This is a genomic window from Chromohalobacter israelensis DSM 3043, from assembly GCF_000055785.1.
GTDB lineage: Bacteria > Pseudomonadota > Gammaproteobacteria > Pseudomonadales > Halomonadaceae > Chromohalobacter > Chromohalobacter israelensis.
On sequence record NC_007963.1, the window covers coordinates 3,603,689 to 3,620,572 of the forward strand.

Annotated in this window: 13 protein-coding genes; 9 read left to right on the plus strand and 4 right to left on the minus strand. The window is 64.0% G+C overall.

Going from position 1 to position 16,884, the window contains the following annotated elements:
• Positions 1 to 26: 26 nt before the first annotated feature.
• The 3 genes from rpoZ to ridA all read left to right on the plus strand — a co-directional run bounded on the left by rpoZ (position 27) and on the right by ridA (position 2,982).
• Positions 27 to 278 carry a DNA-directed RNA polymerase subunit omega gene (rpoZ, locus tag CSAL_RS16385; protein WP_011508524.1) on the plus strand — a complete coding sequence of 84 codons (252 nt, stop codon included), beginning with the start codon at positions 27 to 29 and terminating at the stop codon, positions 276 to 278.
• Positions 279 to 307: 29 nt separating this feature from the next.
• Entirely contained in the window at positions 308 to 2,443 is a 2,136-nt protein-coding gene (gene spoT, locus CSAL_RS16390; protein ID WP_011508525.1) for a bifunctional GTP diphosphokinase/guanosine-3',5'-bis pyrophosphate 3'-pyrophosphohydrolase, read from the plus strand.
• Between the two features lie 149 nt (positions 2,444 to 2,592).
• On the plus strand, positions 2,593 to 2,982 hold the full coding sequence (gene ridA, locus CSAL_RS16395; protein ID WP_011508526.1) for a deaminase RidA: 390 nt from the start codon (positions 2,593 to 2,595) through the stop codon (positions 2,980 to 2,982).
• Positions 2,983 to 3,019: 37 nt separating this feature from the next.
• Here the strand turns inward: ridA and CSAL_RS16400 are convergent, their stop codons facing one another.
• Positions 3,020 to 3,988 (minus strand): AraC family transcriptional regulator, encoded by a 969-nt coding sequence (locus tag CSAL_RS16400; RefSeq protein WP_011508527.1) that lies wholly within the window; start codon positions 3,986 to 3,988, stop codon positions 3,020 to 3,022.
• A 356-nt stretch (positions 3,989 to 4,344) separates the two neighbouring features.
• On the opposite strand from CSAL_RS16400, the gene CSAL_RS16405 reads away from it, so the two are divergent.
• The 4 genes from CSAL_RS16405 to CSAL_RS16420 all read left to right on the plus strand — a co-directional run bounded on the left by CSAL_RS16405 (position 4,345) and on the right by CSAL_RS16420 (position 10,942).
• A complete protein-coding gene (locus tag CSAL_RS16405; RefSeq protein WP_011508528.1) occupies positions 4,345 to 5,526 on the plus strand; it encodes an efflux RND transporter periplasmic adaptor subunit in 1,182 nt (393 codons plus the stop codon).
• Positions 5,527 to 5,606: 80 nt separating this feature from the next.
• Positions 5,607 to 8,810 (plus strand): efflux RND transporter permease subunit, encoded by a 3,204-nt coding sequence (locus CSAL_RS16410; protein WP_011508529.1) that lies wholly within the window; start codon positions 5,607 to 5,609, stop codon positions 8,808 to 8,810.
• Between the two features lie 141 nt (positions 8,811 to 8,951).
• Positions 8,952 to 9,476: an RNA 2',3'-cyclic phosphodiesterase gene (thpR, locus tag CSAL_RS16415; protein ID WP_011508530.1), complete on the plus strand. Its 525-nt coding sequence runs from the start codon at positions 8,952 to 8,954 to the stop codon at positions 9,474 to 9,476.
• A 203-nt stretch (positions 9,477 to 9,679) separates the two neighbouring features.
• Positions 9,680 to 10,942 (plus strand): PcfJ domain-containing protein, encoded by a 1,263-nt coding sequence (locus CSAL_RS16420; RefSeq protein ID WP_011508531.1) that lies wholly within the window; start codon positions 9,680 to 9,682, stop codon positions 10,940 to 10,942.
• 2 nt (positions 10,943 to 10,944) lie between these two features.
• Here the strand turns inward: CSAL_RS16420 and CSAL_RS16425 are convergent, their stop codons facing one another.
• Positions 10,945 to 12,204, minus strand: a complete 1,260-nt coding sequence (locus tag CSAL_RS16425) for a PD-(D/E)XK nuclease family protein (RefSeq protein WP_011508532.1) — start codon at positions 12,202 to 12,204, stop codon at positions 10,945 to 10,947.
• A gap of 180 nt (positions 12,205 to 12,384) precedes the next feature.
• Entirely contained in the window at positions 12,385 to 13,263 is an 879-nt protein-coding gene (locus CSAL_RS16430; RefSeq protein WP_011508533.1) for an SDR family oxidoreductase, read from the minus strand.
• Between the two features lie 105 nt (positions 13,264 to 13,368).
• Here CSAL_RS16430 and CSAL_RS16435 point away from each other — a divergent pair, with 105 nt between their 5' ends.
• Together CSAL_RS16435 and recG are read left to right on the plus strand one after the other, a co-directional pair.
• Complete coding sequence (locus tag CSAL_RS16435) at positions 13,369 to 14,289, plus strand: hydrogen peroxide-inducible genes activator (protein ID WP_011508534.1); 921 nt, start codon at positions 13,369 to 13,371, stop codon at positions 14,287 to 14,289.
• Positions 14,286 to 16,379: an ATP-dependent DNA helicase RecG gene (recG, locus tag CSAL_RS16440; RefSeq protein WP_011508535.1), complete on the plus strand. Its 2,094-nt coding sequence runs from the start codon at positions 14,286 to 14,288 to the stop codon at positions 16,377 to 16,379. Before CSAL_RS16435 ends, recG begins: the two co-directional genes overlap by 4 nt.
• Positions 16,380 to 16,410: 31 nt before the next feature.
• Here the strand turns inward: recG and CSAL_RS16445 are convergent, their stop codons facing one another.
• Positions 16,411 to 16,851, minus strand: coding sequence for a hypothetical protein (locus CSAL_RS16445; protein ID WP_011508536.1), 441 nt, complete (start codon positions 16,849 to 16,851; stop codon positions 16,411 to 16,413).
• Between the last annotated feature and the right edge of the window lie 33 nt (positions 16,852 to 16,884).

The window sequence follows — 16,884 nt, forward strand, 5'->3', positions numbered from 1 at the left end:
TCATTTCTCGATCAGGGTTCACACTCATGGCACGCGTTACCGTAGAAGATTGCCTCGACAACGTCGATAACCGTTTCCAGCTGGTCATGGTCGCGACCCAGCGTTCGCGCCAGCTCGCACGCGGCTCGCGCGACGCCCAACTGCCTTGGGAAAACGACAAGCCCACGGTCATGGCGCTGCGTGAAATCGCCGCCGGCCTGGTCGACCGCAGCATTCTCAACGAGGCCGTCGAACCGCCCGCCGCCAAGCCGCGTCCCGAGCGAGAGTTCAACGACTGAGTTCGCTCACTTCTCGACAGGCGCGCGCTATGTTCACCATCGACGATCTGGCAGACCGGCTGGGCGGCTACTTGCCGCCCGAGGAAATACTGCAGGTCAAGCGCGCCTTCTATTACGCCGAGCAGGCCCATGACGGCCAGCGTCGGCGCTCCGGCGAACCCTACGTCACGCATCCGCTGGCCGTCGCCAACATCCTCGCCAACATGCACATGGACCACCAGAGCCTGATGGCCGCCATGCTGCACGACGTCATCGAGGACACCGGCATCACCAAGGAGGCGCTGGCGCGTCAGTTCGGCGACCCCGTGGCCGAGCTGGTCGACGGCGTCTCCAAGCTGACCCAGATCACCTTCGAGGACAAGGCGGTCGCCCAGGCGGAAAACTTCCAGAAGATGGTCCTGGCGATGTCCAAGGACATCCGCGTGATCATCGTCAAGCTCGCCGACCGCCTGCACAACATGCGCACGCTCGGCGCGCTGCGTCCGGACAAGAAACGCCGCATCGCCCGCGAGACGCTGGAAATCTACGCCCGTATCGCCAGCCGCCTGGGCATCAACACCATTCGCGTCGAGCTCGAGGATCTTTCCTTCCAGGCGATTCATCCGATGCGCGCCGAGCGCATCAAGCGCGCGGTCACCAAGGCGCGCGGCAATCGTCGCTCGATGATGCGCCAGATCCAGGACAGCCTGCAGAAATGCCTCGACGACGACGCGCTCGTGGGCAGCGTGGTCGGGCGCCAGAAGCACCTGCTGTCGATCTATCGCAAGATGCGCGACCAGCGCAAACCCTTCGTCGAGATCATGGACGTCTTCGGGTTTCGCATCATCACCGACGACGTGGATACCTGCTATCGCATCCTGGGCGCGGTGCACAACCTCTACAAGCCGGTGCCGGGGCGCTTCAAGGACTATATCGCCATCCCCAAGGCCAACGGCTACCAGAGCCTGCACACCACGCTGTTCGGCCCCAACGGCATGCCCATCGAGGTACAGATCCGTACCCGCGAGATGGAGGCGATGGCCAACAACGGCATCGCCGCGCACTGGCTCTACAAGGCCGGCCAGACCGAGCGCCCCATCGGCGCCGGCAGCCATGCCCGGGCCCGTGAGTGGGTGCGCGGCCTGCTCGAGATGCAGCGCCACGCCGGCAACTCCCTGGAATTCATCGAACACGTCAAGAACGACCTGTTCCCCGACGATATCTACGTGTTCACGCCCAAGGGCGACATCATGGAGCTGCCCGGCGGTGCCACCGCGGTGGACTTCGCCTATACCGTGCATACCGACATCGGCAACAGCTGCATCGCCTGTCGCATCGACCGTCATCTGGCACCGCTTTCCTCGACGCTGGAAAGCGGCCAGACGCTGGAGATCATCACCGCTCCCGGCGCTCGTCCCAACCTCGCCTGGCTCAATTTCGTGGTCACCGCCAAGGCACGTTCGGCGATCCGCCATGCGATCAAGCATCAGCAGCGCACCGAGTCCGTGCAGCTGGGCCGGCGTCTGCTCAACCGTGCGCTGGGCGCCTTCGAGACCAGCCTCGAGGAACTGCCCGAGCCGCGCATGGCGGCGGTGCTCGACGAGCTGGAACTCAAGCACGAAGATGATCTGCTCGAATCGATCGGGCTCGGTACCCGCATGGCCTATGCCATCGCCCGGCGCCTGCTGGCCTCCACCGAGCCTGCGAGCGCCGAGGAGGTCGCGACCTCGCCGCATTCCGGCGGACCAATCGTGATCAACGGTGCCGAGGGCATGGTGATCAGCTTCGCGCGTTGCTGCTATCCGTTGCCCGGCGATCCGGTCATCGGCCATCTCTCGGTCGGCAAGGGGATCGTGGTGCATCGCCATGACTGTGGTAACCTGCAGGAGCTGCGCGACGACCCCGACAAGCTGTTCGCCCTGGAGTGGTCGCAGCAGATCGACCAGGACTTTCCGGTGGCGCTGCGTCTCCACGTCGAGACGCGACGCGGCCTGGTCGCCGAACTGGCCGGCCTGGTGACCGATGCCGATGCCAACATCGAGCGCATCGGCATCGAAGAACGCGACGCACGCCTGTCGATCGTCAACTTGACGCTGGCGGTCCATGACCGCGTGCATCTGGCAAGTATCATGAAACGACTGCGCAACCTGCCCCACGTCGGCAAGATCACCCGCGTTCGCAGTTAACGCCATGGCGACCGATCCGCCGCCCCTGTCGCGGCGGGTCGGTCGTTTCGTTTTGGCGATGCTCGGCGCCCCCGCTCATGCGGGTGCGGCGGCGTCGCCGTTTTTGTCCATCGCAACGTGCACTTCGCATAACGACAAGGAGCCATGCCATGAGTAACAAAGCCATGATCAACACCGAGCAGGCCCCGGCCGCCATCGGTCCTTACTCGCAGGCCGTCAAGGCCGGCAACACGGTCTATCTCTCCGGCCAGATTCCGCTGGACCCGCACACCATGGAGCTCGTGTCCGAGGACTTCGAAGCCCAGGCACGCCAGGTCTTCGACAATCTTCAGGCGGTGTGCCAGGAAGCGGCCGGCTCGCTGCAGGACATCGTCAAGCTCAACCTCTACCTCGTCGATCTCGACAACTTCGGCGTGGTCAACAAGGTGATGGAAGAGTACTTCCAGGCACCCTACCCGGCCCGTGCGGCGGTCGGCGTCAAGCAGCTTCCCAAGGGCAGCCAGGTCGAGGCCGAAGCGGTCATGGTCATCGGTGACTGAATCCGCCAGCCGCCCTCCGGCGACGCAGGGCGGACCCTCAGGCGCGGGCGGTCTGCGGCAGCTCGCCGCGTAGCTTGCTCACGTCCGTGCGGGGCGGCACGCCGAAAAGGCGGCTGTACTCGCGGCTGAAATGGGATGGACTTCCGTACCCCACGCGGAAACTGGCGGTGGCCGCCTCCATCCCTTCAGCCAGCATCAGCCTGCGCGCTTCATGCAGTCGCAGCTTTTTCTGGAACTGCACCGGCGACATCCGGGTGACCTGCTTGAAGCTGTGAAACAGTGACGACTCGCTCATGTTCACCATGTCCGCCAGCTCGCGAACGCGCAGCGGCTCGGTGAAGCGATCCTTGAGTACCGCGATCACCTTCGAGATGCGATGGGTCTGGGTATCGGCCACCGCGAACTTGCGCATGTGCAGGCCGATCTCGCCGACCAGCGCACGATAGAAGATCTCGCGCCGCACCAGCGGTGCGAGAATGCGGATGTCCTGGGGGGAATCGAGCAGGCTCACCAATCGCAGCATGGCTTCCACCAGCCCCTTCTCGGCCTGCACGCGCCCGAGGCCGCAAGCGGTCTCGGCGCATCCCCGCTCCTCCATCTCGCTCAGCCCCTCACCCAGCTCCAGTACCAGATCGGTGACTTCCTGGGCATCGACGGCGAGCTTCAACCCCAGGTAGGGCCGCTCCGCCGAAGCCTCGGTGATCTTGCCCAGTACCGGCAGGTGCACCGCCGACACCATGCAGCTCAGCGGCCCATAATCGATTTCCCGGTCTCCCAGCCATATGCGCTTGCTGCCCTGCGCGATCAGACACAGCGAAGGGTCGTAGACCGTCGAGCCGATACAGTTGGTCAACGAGGAATTGGCGCGCACCAGTTCCAACCCCGGCACCGCCGTCGGTGTCAGCCCTTCTTCCGGCGCCCATTTCTGAATCCGGCGAGAAAGAGTATCCGCCAATTGTACGATTTCATCATCCGGTGTCTCGAAAACAGGCTGCACGACACTCACGACTCCGCCCTCTTGTTGGTCGACTGGTTATCGTTTTTCGATAAAGCGCGAGTATAGGCCAGCCAACCGGCATTTTGATGACAAAAACCGATCCCTGCAGGATTGGGCAAGATCTTTGAAGGAACGGGCAAGCACCAGATCGACGGGTCACGATGGCGAACGTTTCTCCACCCCTGGATGGGCGATGTCTACAGGATTAGGCAATTAACCACGAGTAACCCGATAACGCGCCTCCGCCCTGGAACCGTACATTGATCGTCCATGATCCCATGCCGGCTCATCGTCGCCCGCCAGGGCGCTGCGCCGGATGCAAGGGCACGGGATCGACGACCGGGAACGACCAAGGGGGCCAGGCAATGAAGAGGTTCGTCCAGAAGCGCATGCCGAGATCAGGGCTGACTCACGGCCTGGGCGTCATGCTCGTCATCGCGCTGCTGACCGGCTGCGACGCCCATGGCGAGGCGGAATCCGCCAGTACGCCGCCGCCCCCGGAAGTGGATGTGGCCACGGTGCTGGTGGAGCCGGTCACGCTGCGCGAGACCTTCACCGGCCGCGTGGCGTCGCCGCAGACCGTGCAGGTTCGGCCACGGGTGAGCGGCTATATCGACGAGGTCGCCTTCGAGGAAGGCGAACTGGTCGAGGCCGGCGATCTGCTGTTCCGCATCGACCCCCGCCCCTACGAGGCTCGCGTCCAGGCCGCCAAGGCCTCGTTGGCACAGGCGCAGAGTCAGCGCCGTCTCACCGACGTCGAGGCGGATCGGTCCCGCCAGTTGATCCAGAAACACATGATTTCTCAGGAGCAGCACGATCAGCGCCAGGCAGCCGCGCTCAATGCCCGGGCGCAGCAAGCGGAAGCCGAAGCCGCACTGACCAGTGCCGAGCTGGACCTGCAGTACACCCGGGTCACCGCACCGGTGGCCGGCCGCACCGGTCGCGCCATGATCACCCAGGGCAACCTCGCCAGTGCCGATCAGTCGGTGCTGACCACGCTGGTGTCGATGGATCCCTTGTACGTCTACTTCGACAGCAACGAAACCGAAGCCCAGGGGACGCAGACACTGATGGCCCGGGGCGAGCCCCTGACGCTGAACATCGGCCTGACCGGCGAGACGGGCTTCCCCCATCAGGGACAGCTGGATTTCGTCGACAACCAGATCAACGCCGATACCGGCACGCTGCGCTATCGCGCCGTTCTGCCCAATCCGGATGGCCTCTTCAGGCCCGGCCAGTTCGCGCGTGTGGAAATGCCCGTGGCTCACCTCGAGCAGGCCGTGCTGGTGAATCGCAAGGCCGTGCTCGCCAATCAGGATCGACGCTTCGTCTACGTGGTCGGCAATGACGCCACCGTGACCCCCCGTCAGGTGGAGCTCGGCCGCGAGGTGGGAGAGCTGGTGGTGATCCGCGACGGGCTGAAGGCCGGTGAGCGGGTGATCGTCAACGGTACCCAGAAGGTGTTCGCCCCCGGCATGCCGGTCACGCCGAACCCGGTGGCCATGCGCGAGCCGAACGCCGGCAACGACATCGCCACGCGGTCCTAGCACTGCCTGCAGGCGCTTCTTTCTCCCCGGAATGACAAGACGCGGTGGGCGTCGTCCTCACCGCCCAGGAGCCAGTGGTCATGAATTTTTCCCGCTTTTTCGTGGACCGGCCGATCTTCGCGGCGGTGCTCTCCATCATCATCTTCGCGGTGGGGGCGATTTCCATTCCCAACCTGCCGGTCGGCGAGTATCCGGAGGTGGTACCGCCCTCGGTACTGGTGCGCACCACCTATCCGGGTGCCAACCCCAAGGAGATCGCGGAAACCGTGGCGACGCCGCTGGAGGAGGCGATCACCGGCGTCGAGGACATGATGTACTACAAGTCCGTGGCCGGTTCCGATGGCGTCTTGCAGATGACCATCACCTTCCAGCCCGGGACCGACCCCGAACAGGCCACCGTGCGCGTCCAGAACCGGGTCAGCCAAGCGCTGGCGCGGTTGCCGGAAGCGGTGAGGCGACAGGGCGTGACCACCCAGAAGCAGTCCCCCACCTTCCTGATGGTGGTGCACCTGGTCTCGCCGGACGACAGCTACGATACCCTCTACCTGCGCAACTACGCGCGCCTGCACGTGCGCGACCAGTTGGCGAAGATCTCCGGCGTCGGCGAGGCGCAGCTGTTCGGCGGCGGCGATTACGCCATGCGCGCCTGGCTGGATCCCGATCGCATCGCTTCCCACGGTCTCACCGCCGGCGACGTGGTGGACGCCATGCGCGAGCAGAACGTCCAGGTCTCCGCTGGCCAGATCGGCGCCGAGCCGATGCCGGACAGCGATTTCCTCACCCTGATCAACGCCAAGGGGCGCCTGTCCACCGAGCAGGAATTCGGCAACATCGTGCTCAAGGTCGGCGAGGATGGCGAGATCCTGCGACTTGGCGATGTCGCTCGGCTCGAGATGGGCGCGGGCGACTACACCCTGCGCTCCCGGCTGGACGGCAAGGAGGCGGTGGCGATCGGCATCTTCCAGTCGCCCGGCGCCAACGCCCTGCAGATTCGCGACCAGGTAGTCCGCACCATGGACGAGCTGGCCACCCGGTTCCCGCCGGGAGTGGAGTATCGCACCGTCTACGATACCACCCTGTTCGTCAGCGACTCGATCCGCTCGGTGATCCAGACCCTGCTGGAGGCGATACTGCTGGTGGTGCTGGTGGTGACGCTGTTTCTGCAGACCTGGCGCGCCTCGCTGATTCCGCTGCTGGCGGTGCCGGTCTCGGTGGTGGGGACCTTCGCGGTGCTGTTGCTGCTGGGGTATTCGATCAACACCCTGACCCTGTTCGGGCTGGTGCTCGCCATCGGTATCGTGGTCGACGACGCCATCGTGGTGGTGGAGAACGTGGAGCGCAACATCGGCCAGGGGCTGGCGCCACGCGCCGCCGCCCACCAGGCGATGCGCGAGGTGTCCGGCCCGATCGTCGCCATCGGCCTGGTGTTGTGCGCGGTGTTCGTGCCGATGGCGTTCCTCTCCGGCGTGACCGGCCAGTTCTACCGCCAGTTCGCGGTGACCATCGCCATCTCGACGGTGATCTCGACGATCAACTCGCTGACCCTGTCACCGGCCCTGGCGGCGATGCTGCTCAGGCCTCACGACGCTCCGAAGGATCGCCTGACCCGGGTGATCGACATCCTGTTCGGCTGGCTGTTCCGACCGTTCAACCGATTCTTCAACGCCAGTTCCAGGCGCTACCAGGGCGTGGTGTCGAGGAGCCTGCGCCGTCGCGGCGCGGTGTTCGTGGTCTACCTGGTCCTGCTGGGAGCCACCGGCTATCTGTTGAAGATCGTGCCGCCAGGGTTCATTCCAGTGCAGGACAAGATGTACCTGATCGCCGGCGTGAAACTTCCCGTGGGCGCTTCGCTGGCACGCACCGATGCCCTGCTGCGTCAGGTGGTGGACATCGCCATGGAGACCGACGGCGTCGAACACGCCATCTCGTTTCCCGGCCTCAACGCGCTGCAGTTCACCAACACCGCCAACACCGGGCTGGCGTTTCTGACCCTGAAGCCGTTCGATCAGCGCACCCGCACCGCGGCGGAGATCAACGCCGAGATCGCCGGCAAGATCGGCGGTCTCAAGGATGGCATCGCGTTCTCGTTCATGCCGCCGCCGATCCTGGGTCTCGGCAACGGCTCCGGCTATCAGCTGTTCATCGAGGATCGCGGCGGCCTCGGCTACGGCCCGCTGCAGGAGGCGGTGACCGCCTTCCAGGGCGCGGTGGTGCAGACGCCGGGGATGAGCTATCCGATCACCAGCTATCAGGCCAACGTGCCACAGCTCGATGCCGAGGTGGACCGACTCAAGGCCAAGACCCAGGGCGTGGCGGTGAGCGACCTGTTCGATACCCTGCAGACCTATCTGGGCTCCACCTACGTCAACGATTTCAATACCTTCGGCCGCACCTGGCAGGTCATCGCCCAGGCCGACGCCCCCTATCGCGACAGCGTCGAGGACATCGCCCGGCTGCGCACCCGCAACGCCCAGGGCGACATGGTGCCGATCGGCTCGATGATCGATATCCACCAGAGCTTCGGCCCCGACCCGGTGCTGCGCTTCAACGGCTACCCGGCGGCGGACCTGGCCGGCGAGGCCGATCCGCGGGTGCTCTCCTCGCCCCAGGCGATGAGCGTCCTGTCCGATATCGGCGCACGGGTACTGCCGGATGGCATCGACTTCGAATGGACCGACCTCAGCTATCAGCAGTCCACTCAGGGCAATGCCGCGCTGGTGGTGTTCCCGCTGGCGGTCCTGCTGGTGTTCCTGGTACTGGCGGCGCTCTATGAAAGCTGGATCCTGCCGCTGGCGGTGATCCTGATCGTGCCGATGTGCCTGCTGTCGGCACTCGTCGGTGTCAGGCTCTCAGGCGGCGATACCAACGTCTTCGTCCAGGTGGGCCTGGTGGTGCTGATCGGGCTGGCCTGCAAGAACGCCATCCTGATCGTCGAATTCGCCCGCGAGCTCGAGTTCCAGGGGCGCGGCGTGGTGGAAGCGGCACTGGAGGCCTGCCGGTTGCGGCTGCGTCCGATCATCATGACCTCGATCACCTTCACCGCGGCGGTGATACCGCTGGCGCTGGGGCACGGCGCGGGGGCCGAGGTGCGTCAGGCGCTGGGGATCGCGGTATTCGCCGGGATGCTCGGCGTGACCCTGTTCGGCCTGTTCCTGACGCCGGTCTTCTATGTCGCGCTGCGCAAGCTGGCCGGCCCGCTCGATCGGGGTCACGGCTCCACGATGGAGGGTGAAAGCAATCCGGAAGGTGAAAGCCACCCTCGGCAGGGCGACGAACCTGCATGAGCGGCATGTCATGCGCGCGATCGGCCTGGGCAGCCATGGGTCTTCTTGTGGGGACAGGCCTCGTGCGGACCGTGCCTGACACCGTTGGCAAGAAAGGGCTGATGCGTCACCCTGCTGGCAACCCCACCGGGAGCCGCCATCGTGACCGTTTCTCGCCGACTCTTCTTCGCCCTGTGGCCCGACGACACCACTCGCCGGGCGCTGGCCGCCGAGGCTCAGCGCCTGGCGCCACTCTGCGGCGGCTACCCGCTGCCCGCGGAGAACATGCATATCACGCTGGCGTTTCTGGGCAATGTCGACGAGGCCCGAATCGCCCCACTCGTCGCCCTCGCGCAGGCCTGGCCGGCGCTGCAGGGCGAGTGGACGCTGGATCGGCTGGGGCATTTCCCCAAGCCCCGCATCGTCTGGGCGGGCAGCCAGGCGTCGAGTCCCGAGCTGATGGCGCTCGATGCCGAGCTCTGGCAGGCGCTGGCCCGTCATGGCTTCACCGCGCCGCAGCGTGACTTCACCCCGCATGTCAGCCTGGTGCGCCAGGCCGACCGCGCGGCACCGGCGTCACGGCTGCCCACCCCGATCCGCTGGCGCTTCGACCGTCTCGCCCTGGTGGAATCGCAGCTCGACAATGGTGGCTCGCGCTATCGGACGTTGGCGTGCGGTGTCGATTGATACCACCAGCATGAATTGCCCAGAAGAATGACGGTACGCGTTGCCAAATCTGCCAGGAGAAAGTGCTGAACATCCGCCAGGATGCTGTTCAAAGCGCGTAATTTTCCCTGCAAGTCGCTATTGACGGGCAAGTTCGCGACGCGTTTTGTCGCAGCCGTGTTGTACAGTCCGGCCATGGTTTTCTCCCGTACAGAGCTCCTCCGATGAAGCCGCTATTCGCTCAAGACGGACGCCAGGATAAGAAGCACGTCTCCCTCTGGGAGCGGCTCCCCTCAAGGAAGGTTGCCCTACTACCGTGGCAACGCCTGAAAAAGGTGCTCTTACCATCCTGTCGGTCCACACACCACGGTGAGGACGCCAACTGGCGCTCGGTGGATCTCTCCGCGCAGCTGGGTTATCCACTGACGCTTGAGATTCAAGGCTGGTGCGGCTCCAGCCCCTTCGCCTGGAGAAGCATCAGCGAAGGCACCATCATCGTGAAAAGCTGCTTTCTCCAAGCGCCCGGTATCCCTCTGGAAATGCTGCTCGCTCGGGACGATATCATCGGGGAGGACGTACCGTCGGAACTCGTATTCTTGGGCAATAACGTACCTTTCCTGCGTTATGCCCTCTATCAGGCATGCGCCTGCCTAACCTCCGCCCGACAACTAGCCGTGGACTGCCCACTACTGCTGATCTTCGCCCTCGATTGGGCACATCGGATGGATATTGAACAAGCCGAACTGGCGGCATGGCTTTCCAGCAAGCGCGCCCGGCTATTGGAAACCATCGGCCTGCCCGGCTCCGCTTCACTCGCTAGGCTGTTGCGTCGTATTCCAGTGACTCCGCTCACGAACTGGCAGTTGGACGCCGCACGGCAATGCCTGCAACACCCCGATGCCTTGGCGCTACTAAGGCACCTCACTCACCCTACTCTCAACCATGTGTGGTTCCTGCACCGCTTCCCCGCTTCTTGGCCAAAGCTGCTGGAGATGATCGGGCAGGACGCGCCGTTGCACGAAATCATCTGGTTACAGCGCATGGTCCTGGACATTCAACGCCTCGCGCCCAATGGCACCCAGCTCTACCGCGCAAGCGACCCCCAGGCGTTGCAGCAGCTGCATGACGACTTGGTGGAACGTTTCAATGCCCTGAGCCGGGAGAACTGTGGCGCTGCATTCGCTATGCAGTATGGCGATTATCCTGAGGCGCCCCTGCCCGGCGATGCCGATATCGTCGCGCTGACGAGCTGGGATGCCCTGCTGGAAGAAGGCAAGCGAATGCATCACTGCATCGGCAGTTACGCGGCACAAATCGCCGCGCGCCAGGTAATCGTCTACCACATGCAAGCGCCTGAAGTGCTGACCATTGCGCTCGCCCCGCAAGGCGGTAAATGGGGGCTGCAAGAAGCACGCGGTTATTGCAACGCCTCGCCAAGCGAGGTGTCACTGAAGGCAATACAATGGTGGTTGGCAGCTTACTACTAGACCTAGCCTGCGATATGAGTTTCTGTCTGAAAGGCGTGTTCGTCCACCCACTTAGCCAAATCGCCCAGTGCTGTCATCGCGCCTGCTTTGGTGTACTCGCGGGGCCAAGCACTCAAAACCAGCCAGCGCCCTGCGATTTCAGGCCAAGTGTCATTGCCATAGCCATCCCTATACCAAGTGCAATCCCGCTGTTTGGTGATAGGCGTTATTTTCAAAAATGCCTGCTCGATTTCCTTAAGCCAGGGGTCGTGACGCTCCTGACTTTCCAAATACGCTCTCACCTCGAAACCGATGCTTTCATCGCCTTCTGACTCTGCTGACGGGTAATAAATCAAGCATACCTGAGAGCCTTTACCATTATTTTCACCCCAAGTGTGAGGGAAGAAGCGCCATACCCTTGTCTGCTCTCCCCAATCCTCCGACCTTTTATTGGTGCCAAGCTCGCTGGTGTCTATCTGCAACGCAGCAGCAATATGGCTTTTGCCTTCCGCCATCAACTCTTGCTCGAATTTATCCAGACGTTGAGAGGCTTCGTAGAGGTCGTTGAAATGCTTTAGCGAAAAATCCAGCTCTTCTTCCGTCATTGTCTTTGCTTCCTTCGGGTGAGCAATAGCGTCGAGATGCTGCAACAACTCTTGATAGAATATTTGCCATTTCGTCTGATTTAATGCCGCGACATCTTGCCCATACAGTTCGTAAGCCGACTTCAATATTGCCGAGTAGGACAGCACTACCCAACCTGCTTTTTTTGCATATCCTGGAACATCCTCCTCGGAATCGTCCGGGCGCAGGATGCACTTGTAGACTTGAGCCGCACGACGGTTCAGCAAGTCGTCGTAAACGTTGAACGGGTTATATTTCGCGGACGACCACACTTTATGCTCGATACCCAATACGAAGTCGTGTCCCGAAACCACCAGATCCAGGCGTTTCGTCGATTCGCTCTCGATATTCCAGCTTCCCGCTTCCCGCTCGGTAGTGACCGATTCCCAGTCGATTCGCTGTAGGTGTTCGTGATCGAAGCCACCTTGACGTACGAGTGCATGCAACACGGCCTTGGCCAACCAACGGGGCGAGCCGGGATAACCACCCATGAAGAAGGCCATCAAGTTTGACAGGCGGTTCTCGTTCGTCCCTGGCCCTGCCTCGGAAAACAGATTGGGCGTAGGGGGCGCTGGTGGGGGAAGCAACGCCAGTTTCTCGAAAAAACGCTCCAATGCTGCCAAGTCGGTCGTTTCTGAAGACATCACGTCATGGTTCATGTGTGGGTTGAGCCATCATTTTGACGCAAGGCCTTTACATTTTCACACAAGAAAGAACAGTGCCAGATCGCCCCGAACAGGAACCGTCTCGCCAAGACACTGAACGCCCGCGCCCGGCAGACAGCAGAAAAGCGCCCGCAGGCGCTTTGTCATGGTTTTGCGGGTTGGCGAGGTCAGTCGTCAGGCGCTTTCCGTGGCGGTCAGGAAGCCGCCCTGCTTGAGAACGTCTTCGTACCCCTCGCGAAAGGTGGGATACTGAAAGCGGTAGCCACTGTCACGCAGCCGGGTGTTGTCGCAGCGCTTGCTGGCACGCCGACGCAGTGGCGACTGGATGGTCTCGGTGAGCTCGACCTTGAGCTTGCCGGCCATCCAGGTCATGACTTCGTGCAACGGCGTCGGCTCGCAGTCACTGGCCAGATAGAGCGTCTCCAGCGGCTGGCCGTCCTGCGCCAGGGCGATCAGGTGGGTCAGGACACCGGCACAGTCGTCGCGGTGGATGCGGTTGGAATACATCGGCGGATTCGCCGCCGCGACGCGCCCCTCCTTGACCTGGCGAATCAGGCGGTCGCGCCCCGGGCCGTAAATGCCGGAAAAACGTACCACAGTGCCGGGCAGCGGATGATCGAGCAGCGCCTGCTCGGCCTCGCGCATCAACACGCCGGAGAAGCCCGAGGGCACCGTCTCCGAGGTCTCGTCGACGACCTCGCCCGCCTGCTGGGCGTAGACGCTGGTCGAGGAGACGAAGAACACCCGCCGGGGAGGCGTGGCACGCGTCTCGAGTTCACCGAGCACCGCCTTGAGCCCCTTGGGATAGGCCTCGGCGTAAGCGTTCTCGTCGAAACGCTCGGCACTCAGAATGTAGACTACGGTATCCGCGTCGGGCAGCTGCCCGAGCCCGGCGGGGTCGGAGATATCCAGCGCCAGAGGCTCGATGCCCGTGCCCTCGAGTGGCGCGACATGACGGCGGACGCCGATCACACGCTGGCCCGCCTCGAGCAGGCGCTTGCCCAGCTGGATGCCGATGTCGCCACAACCAATAATCAGAGTCGATTTCTTCACCTTTCCCTAGCCCCTTGGTAAAAAGTCCCTTGGTAAAAAGTCCCTGACACCGAGTACCTTAGTGAACCCATTGCGCCGCTCAGGAGGCCCGAACAGGCCCAGATCATGACTCTAACAGAACTCCGTTATATCGTAACCTTGGCCCAGGAGCGCCACTTCGGACGCGCCGCCGAGCGCTGCTACGTGTCGCAGCCCACGCTGTCGGTCGCCGTGAAGAAGCTGGAAGAAGAGCTGGGCATCGCGCTGTTCGAACGCTCCAAGTCCACCGTACAGGTCACGCCGCTGGGCGAGAAGATCGTCGAGCAGTCCCAACGCGTGCTGGAACAGGCCAGCCTCATCAGGGAGATGGCCACCGAAGGCAAGGACCAGCTGGCGAGTCCGCTGCGCATCGGCGCGATCTACACCATCGGGCCTTACCTGTTCCCGCACTTGATCCCCGAGCTGTCGCGTCATGCTCCGCAGATGCCACTGTACATCGAAGAGGGCTTCACCGGGGAACTTCGTCGCAAACTGCGCAGCGGCGAACTCGACGCCATCATCGTCGCCCTGCCGTTCAACGAGCCGGACGTGCTGACCAAGGCGATTTACGAAGAGCCGTTCGAGGTGCTGATACCCACGGGGCACCCCTGGGCCCAGCGTGACGCCATCGCCAAGGAAGACCTGCTCACGGAACGGCTGTTGCTGCTGGGCGAGGGACACTGCTTCCGCGACCAGATTCTCGAGGCATGCCCGGCCATCAGCAACCAGCTCAACAATCCCAGCAACACCCTGATCGCCGAGGGCGGCTCGCTGGAAACCATTCGCCACATGGTGGCATCCGGGCTGGGCATCACGGTATTGCCCAAGTCGGCCATCGGTACCGGGCACTACGAGTCGGGGCTGCTCGAGAGCCGGCCATTCGCCAATAGCGTACCGAGTCGCACGGTGGCCATCGCCTGGCGCGCCAGCTTCCCGCGGCCCAAGGCCATCGATGCCCTGACCGCGGCCATCGACGCATGCCAGCAGCAAAGCATCCAGGCGGCATGAGCACCGAGACTCAGGCACTGGACGCACCGGTCGGCGAACTCTCCGGGGTGGGCGAGGCATTGACAGCCAAGCTCGCCCGGCTGGGTATCGTCAGTATCGCCGACATGCTCTTCCATCTGCCGTTGCGGTATCAGGACCGTACGCGCATCACGCCGATCGGGACCCTGCGCGCCGGCACCGAGGCCGTGGTCGAGGGCGAAATCGCCGCCGCGGATATCGTCAAGGGACGACGGCGCAGCCTGCTGGTGCGTCTCAAGGATGGCTCGGGAATTCTCAGCCTGCGGTTCTTTCATTTCTCGCCCGCGCAGCAGCAGCAGTTCGTGCGCGGCATGCGGGTGCGCGCGTTCGGCGAGGCGCGTGCCGGGGCCACGGGGCTGGAGATCTACCACCCCGAATACCGCCTGCTGCGTCAGGAAGACGCCCCGGTCGAGGAACACCTGACACCGATCTACCCCACCACCGAGGGGCTGGCCCAGCCCCGCCTGAGGGGCTTGGTCCAGCAGGCGCTCAAGCGCCTCGACGATGATGATGCGGGACTGCCGGACTGGATTCCCGATAGCCTGCGCCAGCGCTTTCGCTTGCCGGGCCTGGTCGAGTCGCTGCGTTACCTGCACGAACCTCCGCCCGACGCACCGGTGGCGCAACTCGCCGAGGGCAAGCATCCGGCGCAACGCCGCCTGGCCCTGGAAGAACTACTCGCGCACCAGCTCAGCCTGCGCCAGGTACGCCTGCGCATCCAGACGGACAGCGCCCCATCCCTGGGCGGCGGCCGTGGCCTGCAAGCGCGTTTCTTGACCCAATTGCCGTTCTCGCTGACCGGTGCGCAGCGGCGAGTGCTCGACGAAATCGGCCACGACCTGGAACGCGCCGTGCCCATGCTGCGCCTGGTGCAGGGCGATGTCGGCTCGGGCAAGACCGTGGTCGCCGCAATGGCGGCCCTGGCCGCCATCGCCGGTGGCTGCCAGGCGGCGATCATGGCGCCCACCGAGATCCTCGCCGAGCAGCACTATCGCAATTTCAGCGACTGGTTCGCGCCACTGGGCATCGAGGTCGGCTGGCTGTCCGGCAAGCTCAAGGGCAAGGCGCGCCTGGACACCAAGGCGGCCATCGCCGATGGTCGTGTGCAGGTCGCCGTGGGCACGCATGCACTGTTCCAGGACGATGTGCGGTTTCACCGCCTGGGCTTGGCGATCATCGACGAGCAGCACCGTTTCGGCGTCCATCAGCGCCTGGCGTTGCGTCAGAAGGGCGAAGCCGGCGGCCTCACCCCGCATCAGTTGATCATGACCGCCACCCCGATCCCGCGCACGCTGGCGATGAGCGCCTATGCCGATCTCGACCTGTCGATGATCGACGAATTGCCGCCCGGTCGAACGCCGGTGCAAACGGTGGCGGTGCCCGACGAACGCCGCCCCGAGGTGGTCGAGCGCATCCAGCGCGCCTGCGCCGAGGGGCATCAAGCCTATTGGGTATGCACGCTGATCGAGGAGTCCGAGGCACTGACGTGCCAGGCCGCCGAGGCGACCCATGCCCACCTGGGCGAGGCTCTGCCCGACCTGGCGGTCGGCCTGGTGCACGGGCGCATGAAAGCCGGCGAGAAAGCCGAGGTCATGGCCGCCTTCACGTCCGGCGAGCTCGATCTGCTGGTCGCCACCACGGTGATCGAGGTCGGGGTGGACGTGCCCAACGCCAGCCTGATGATCATCGAGAATCCCGAGCGCCTGGGGCTGTCGCAGCTGCATCAGTTGCGTGGCCGCGTGGGACGCGGCGCGACCGAAAGCTTCTGTGTGCTGCTGTATCATCCGCCGCTGTCGCACCATTCGCGCGAGCGGCTCGGGGTGATGCGCGACACGACCGACGGCTTCCGCATCGCCGAGAAGGATCTCGAGTTGCGCGGCCCCGGCGAGGTACTCGGCACGCGTCAGACGGGCCTGGCGCAGATGAAGATCGCCGACCTGGAGCGCGATCGCGACCTGCTCGACACCATCAGTCCCCTGGCACGCGCGCTACTCGACGAGGCGCCCGAGGCGGCCACGCCGTTGATTCGTCGCTGGCTGGGCGAAGACGCCGGGCATTACGGACAGGTATGACGTCATGGACGCGGCCATGCGGGAAGGCGCGTCAGGATGAGGGCGGTTCATCGTCGTCGGTCTGGAGGCCCGCCTGCCGCTCCCACTTGCCGGCCTTGGCCAGCGCCATGATGACCTCGCGGGCGATCGCACGCTGGCTGGGCGGCAGGCTGGCAAAAACCTCCAGCGTCTCGCGCTCGCGGTAGCTCAAGGCTTCCCATAGCTGCTCGCTCTCGCGGATGCGATGACGTACCTGCGTACCGAAACGCAAGGCTTCCGGCGGCACCTTCAGCCACTCGGCGAGCACCACGAGCTTTTCCTGGGTCGGCAGCGTCTCGCCGCGCAACCAGCGGCGCACGCCGTGCAGCGTCACCGGGCGTCCCGGGTTACGCAGATTGAATTCACGCTCCAGGATGGCCGGCTTGGGCGCATAACCCGCCTGTTGCATGGCCTCGCGCAGACGTGCGGCGAATTGAGTCTTGGCATCTTCCATGCCTGCACAGTAAGGCGTCTCGCCCCGATACGA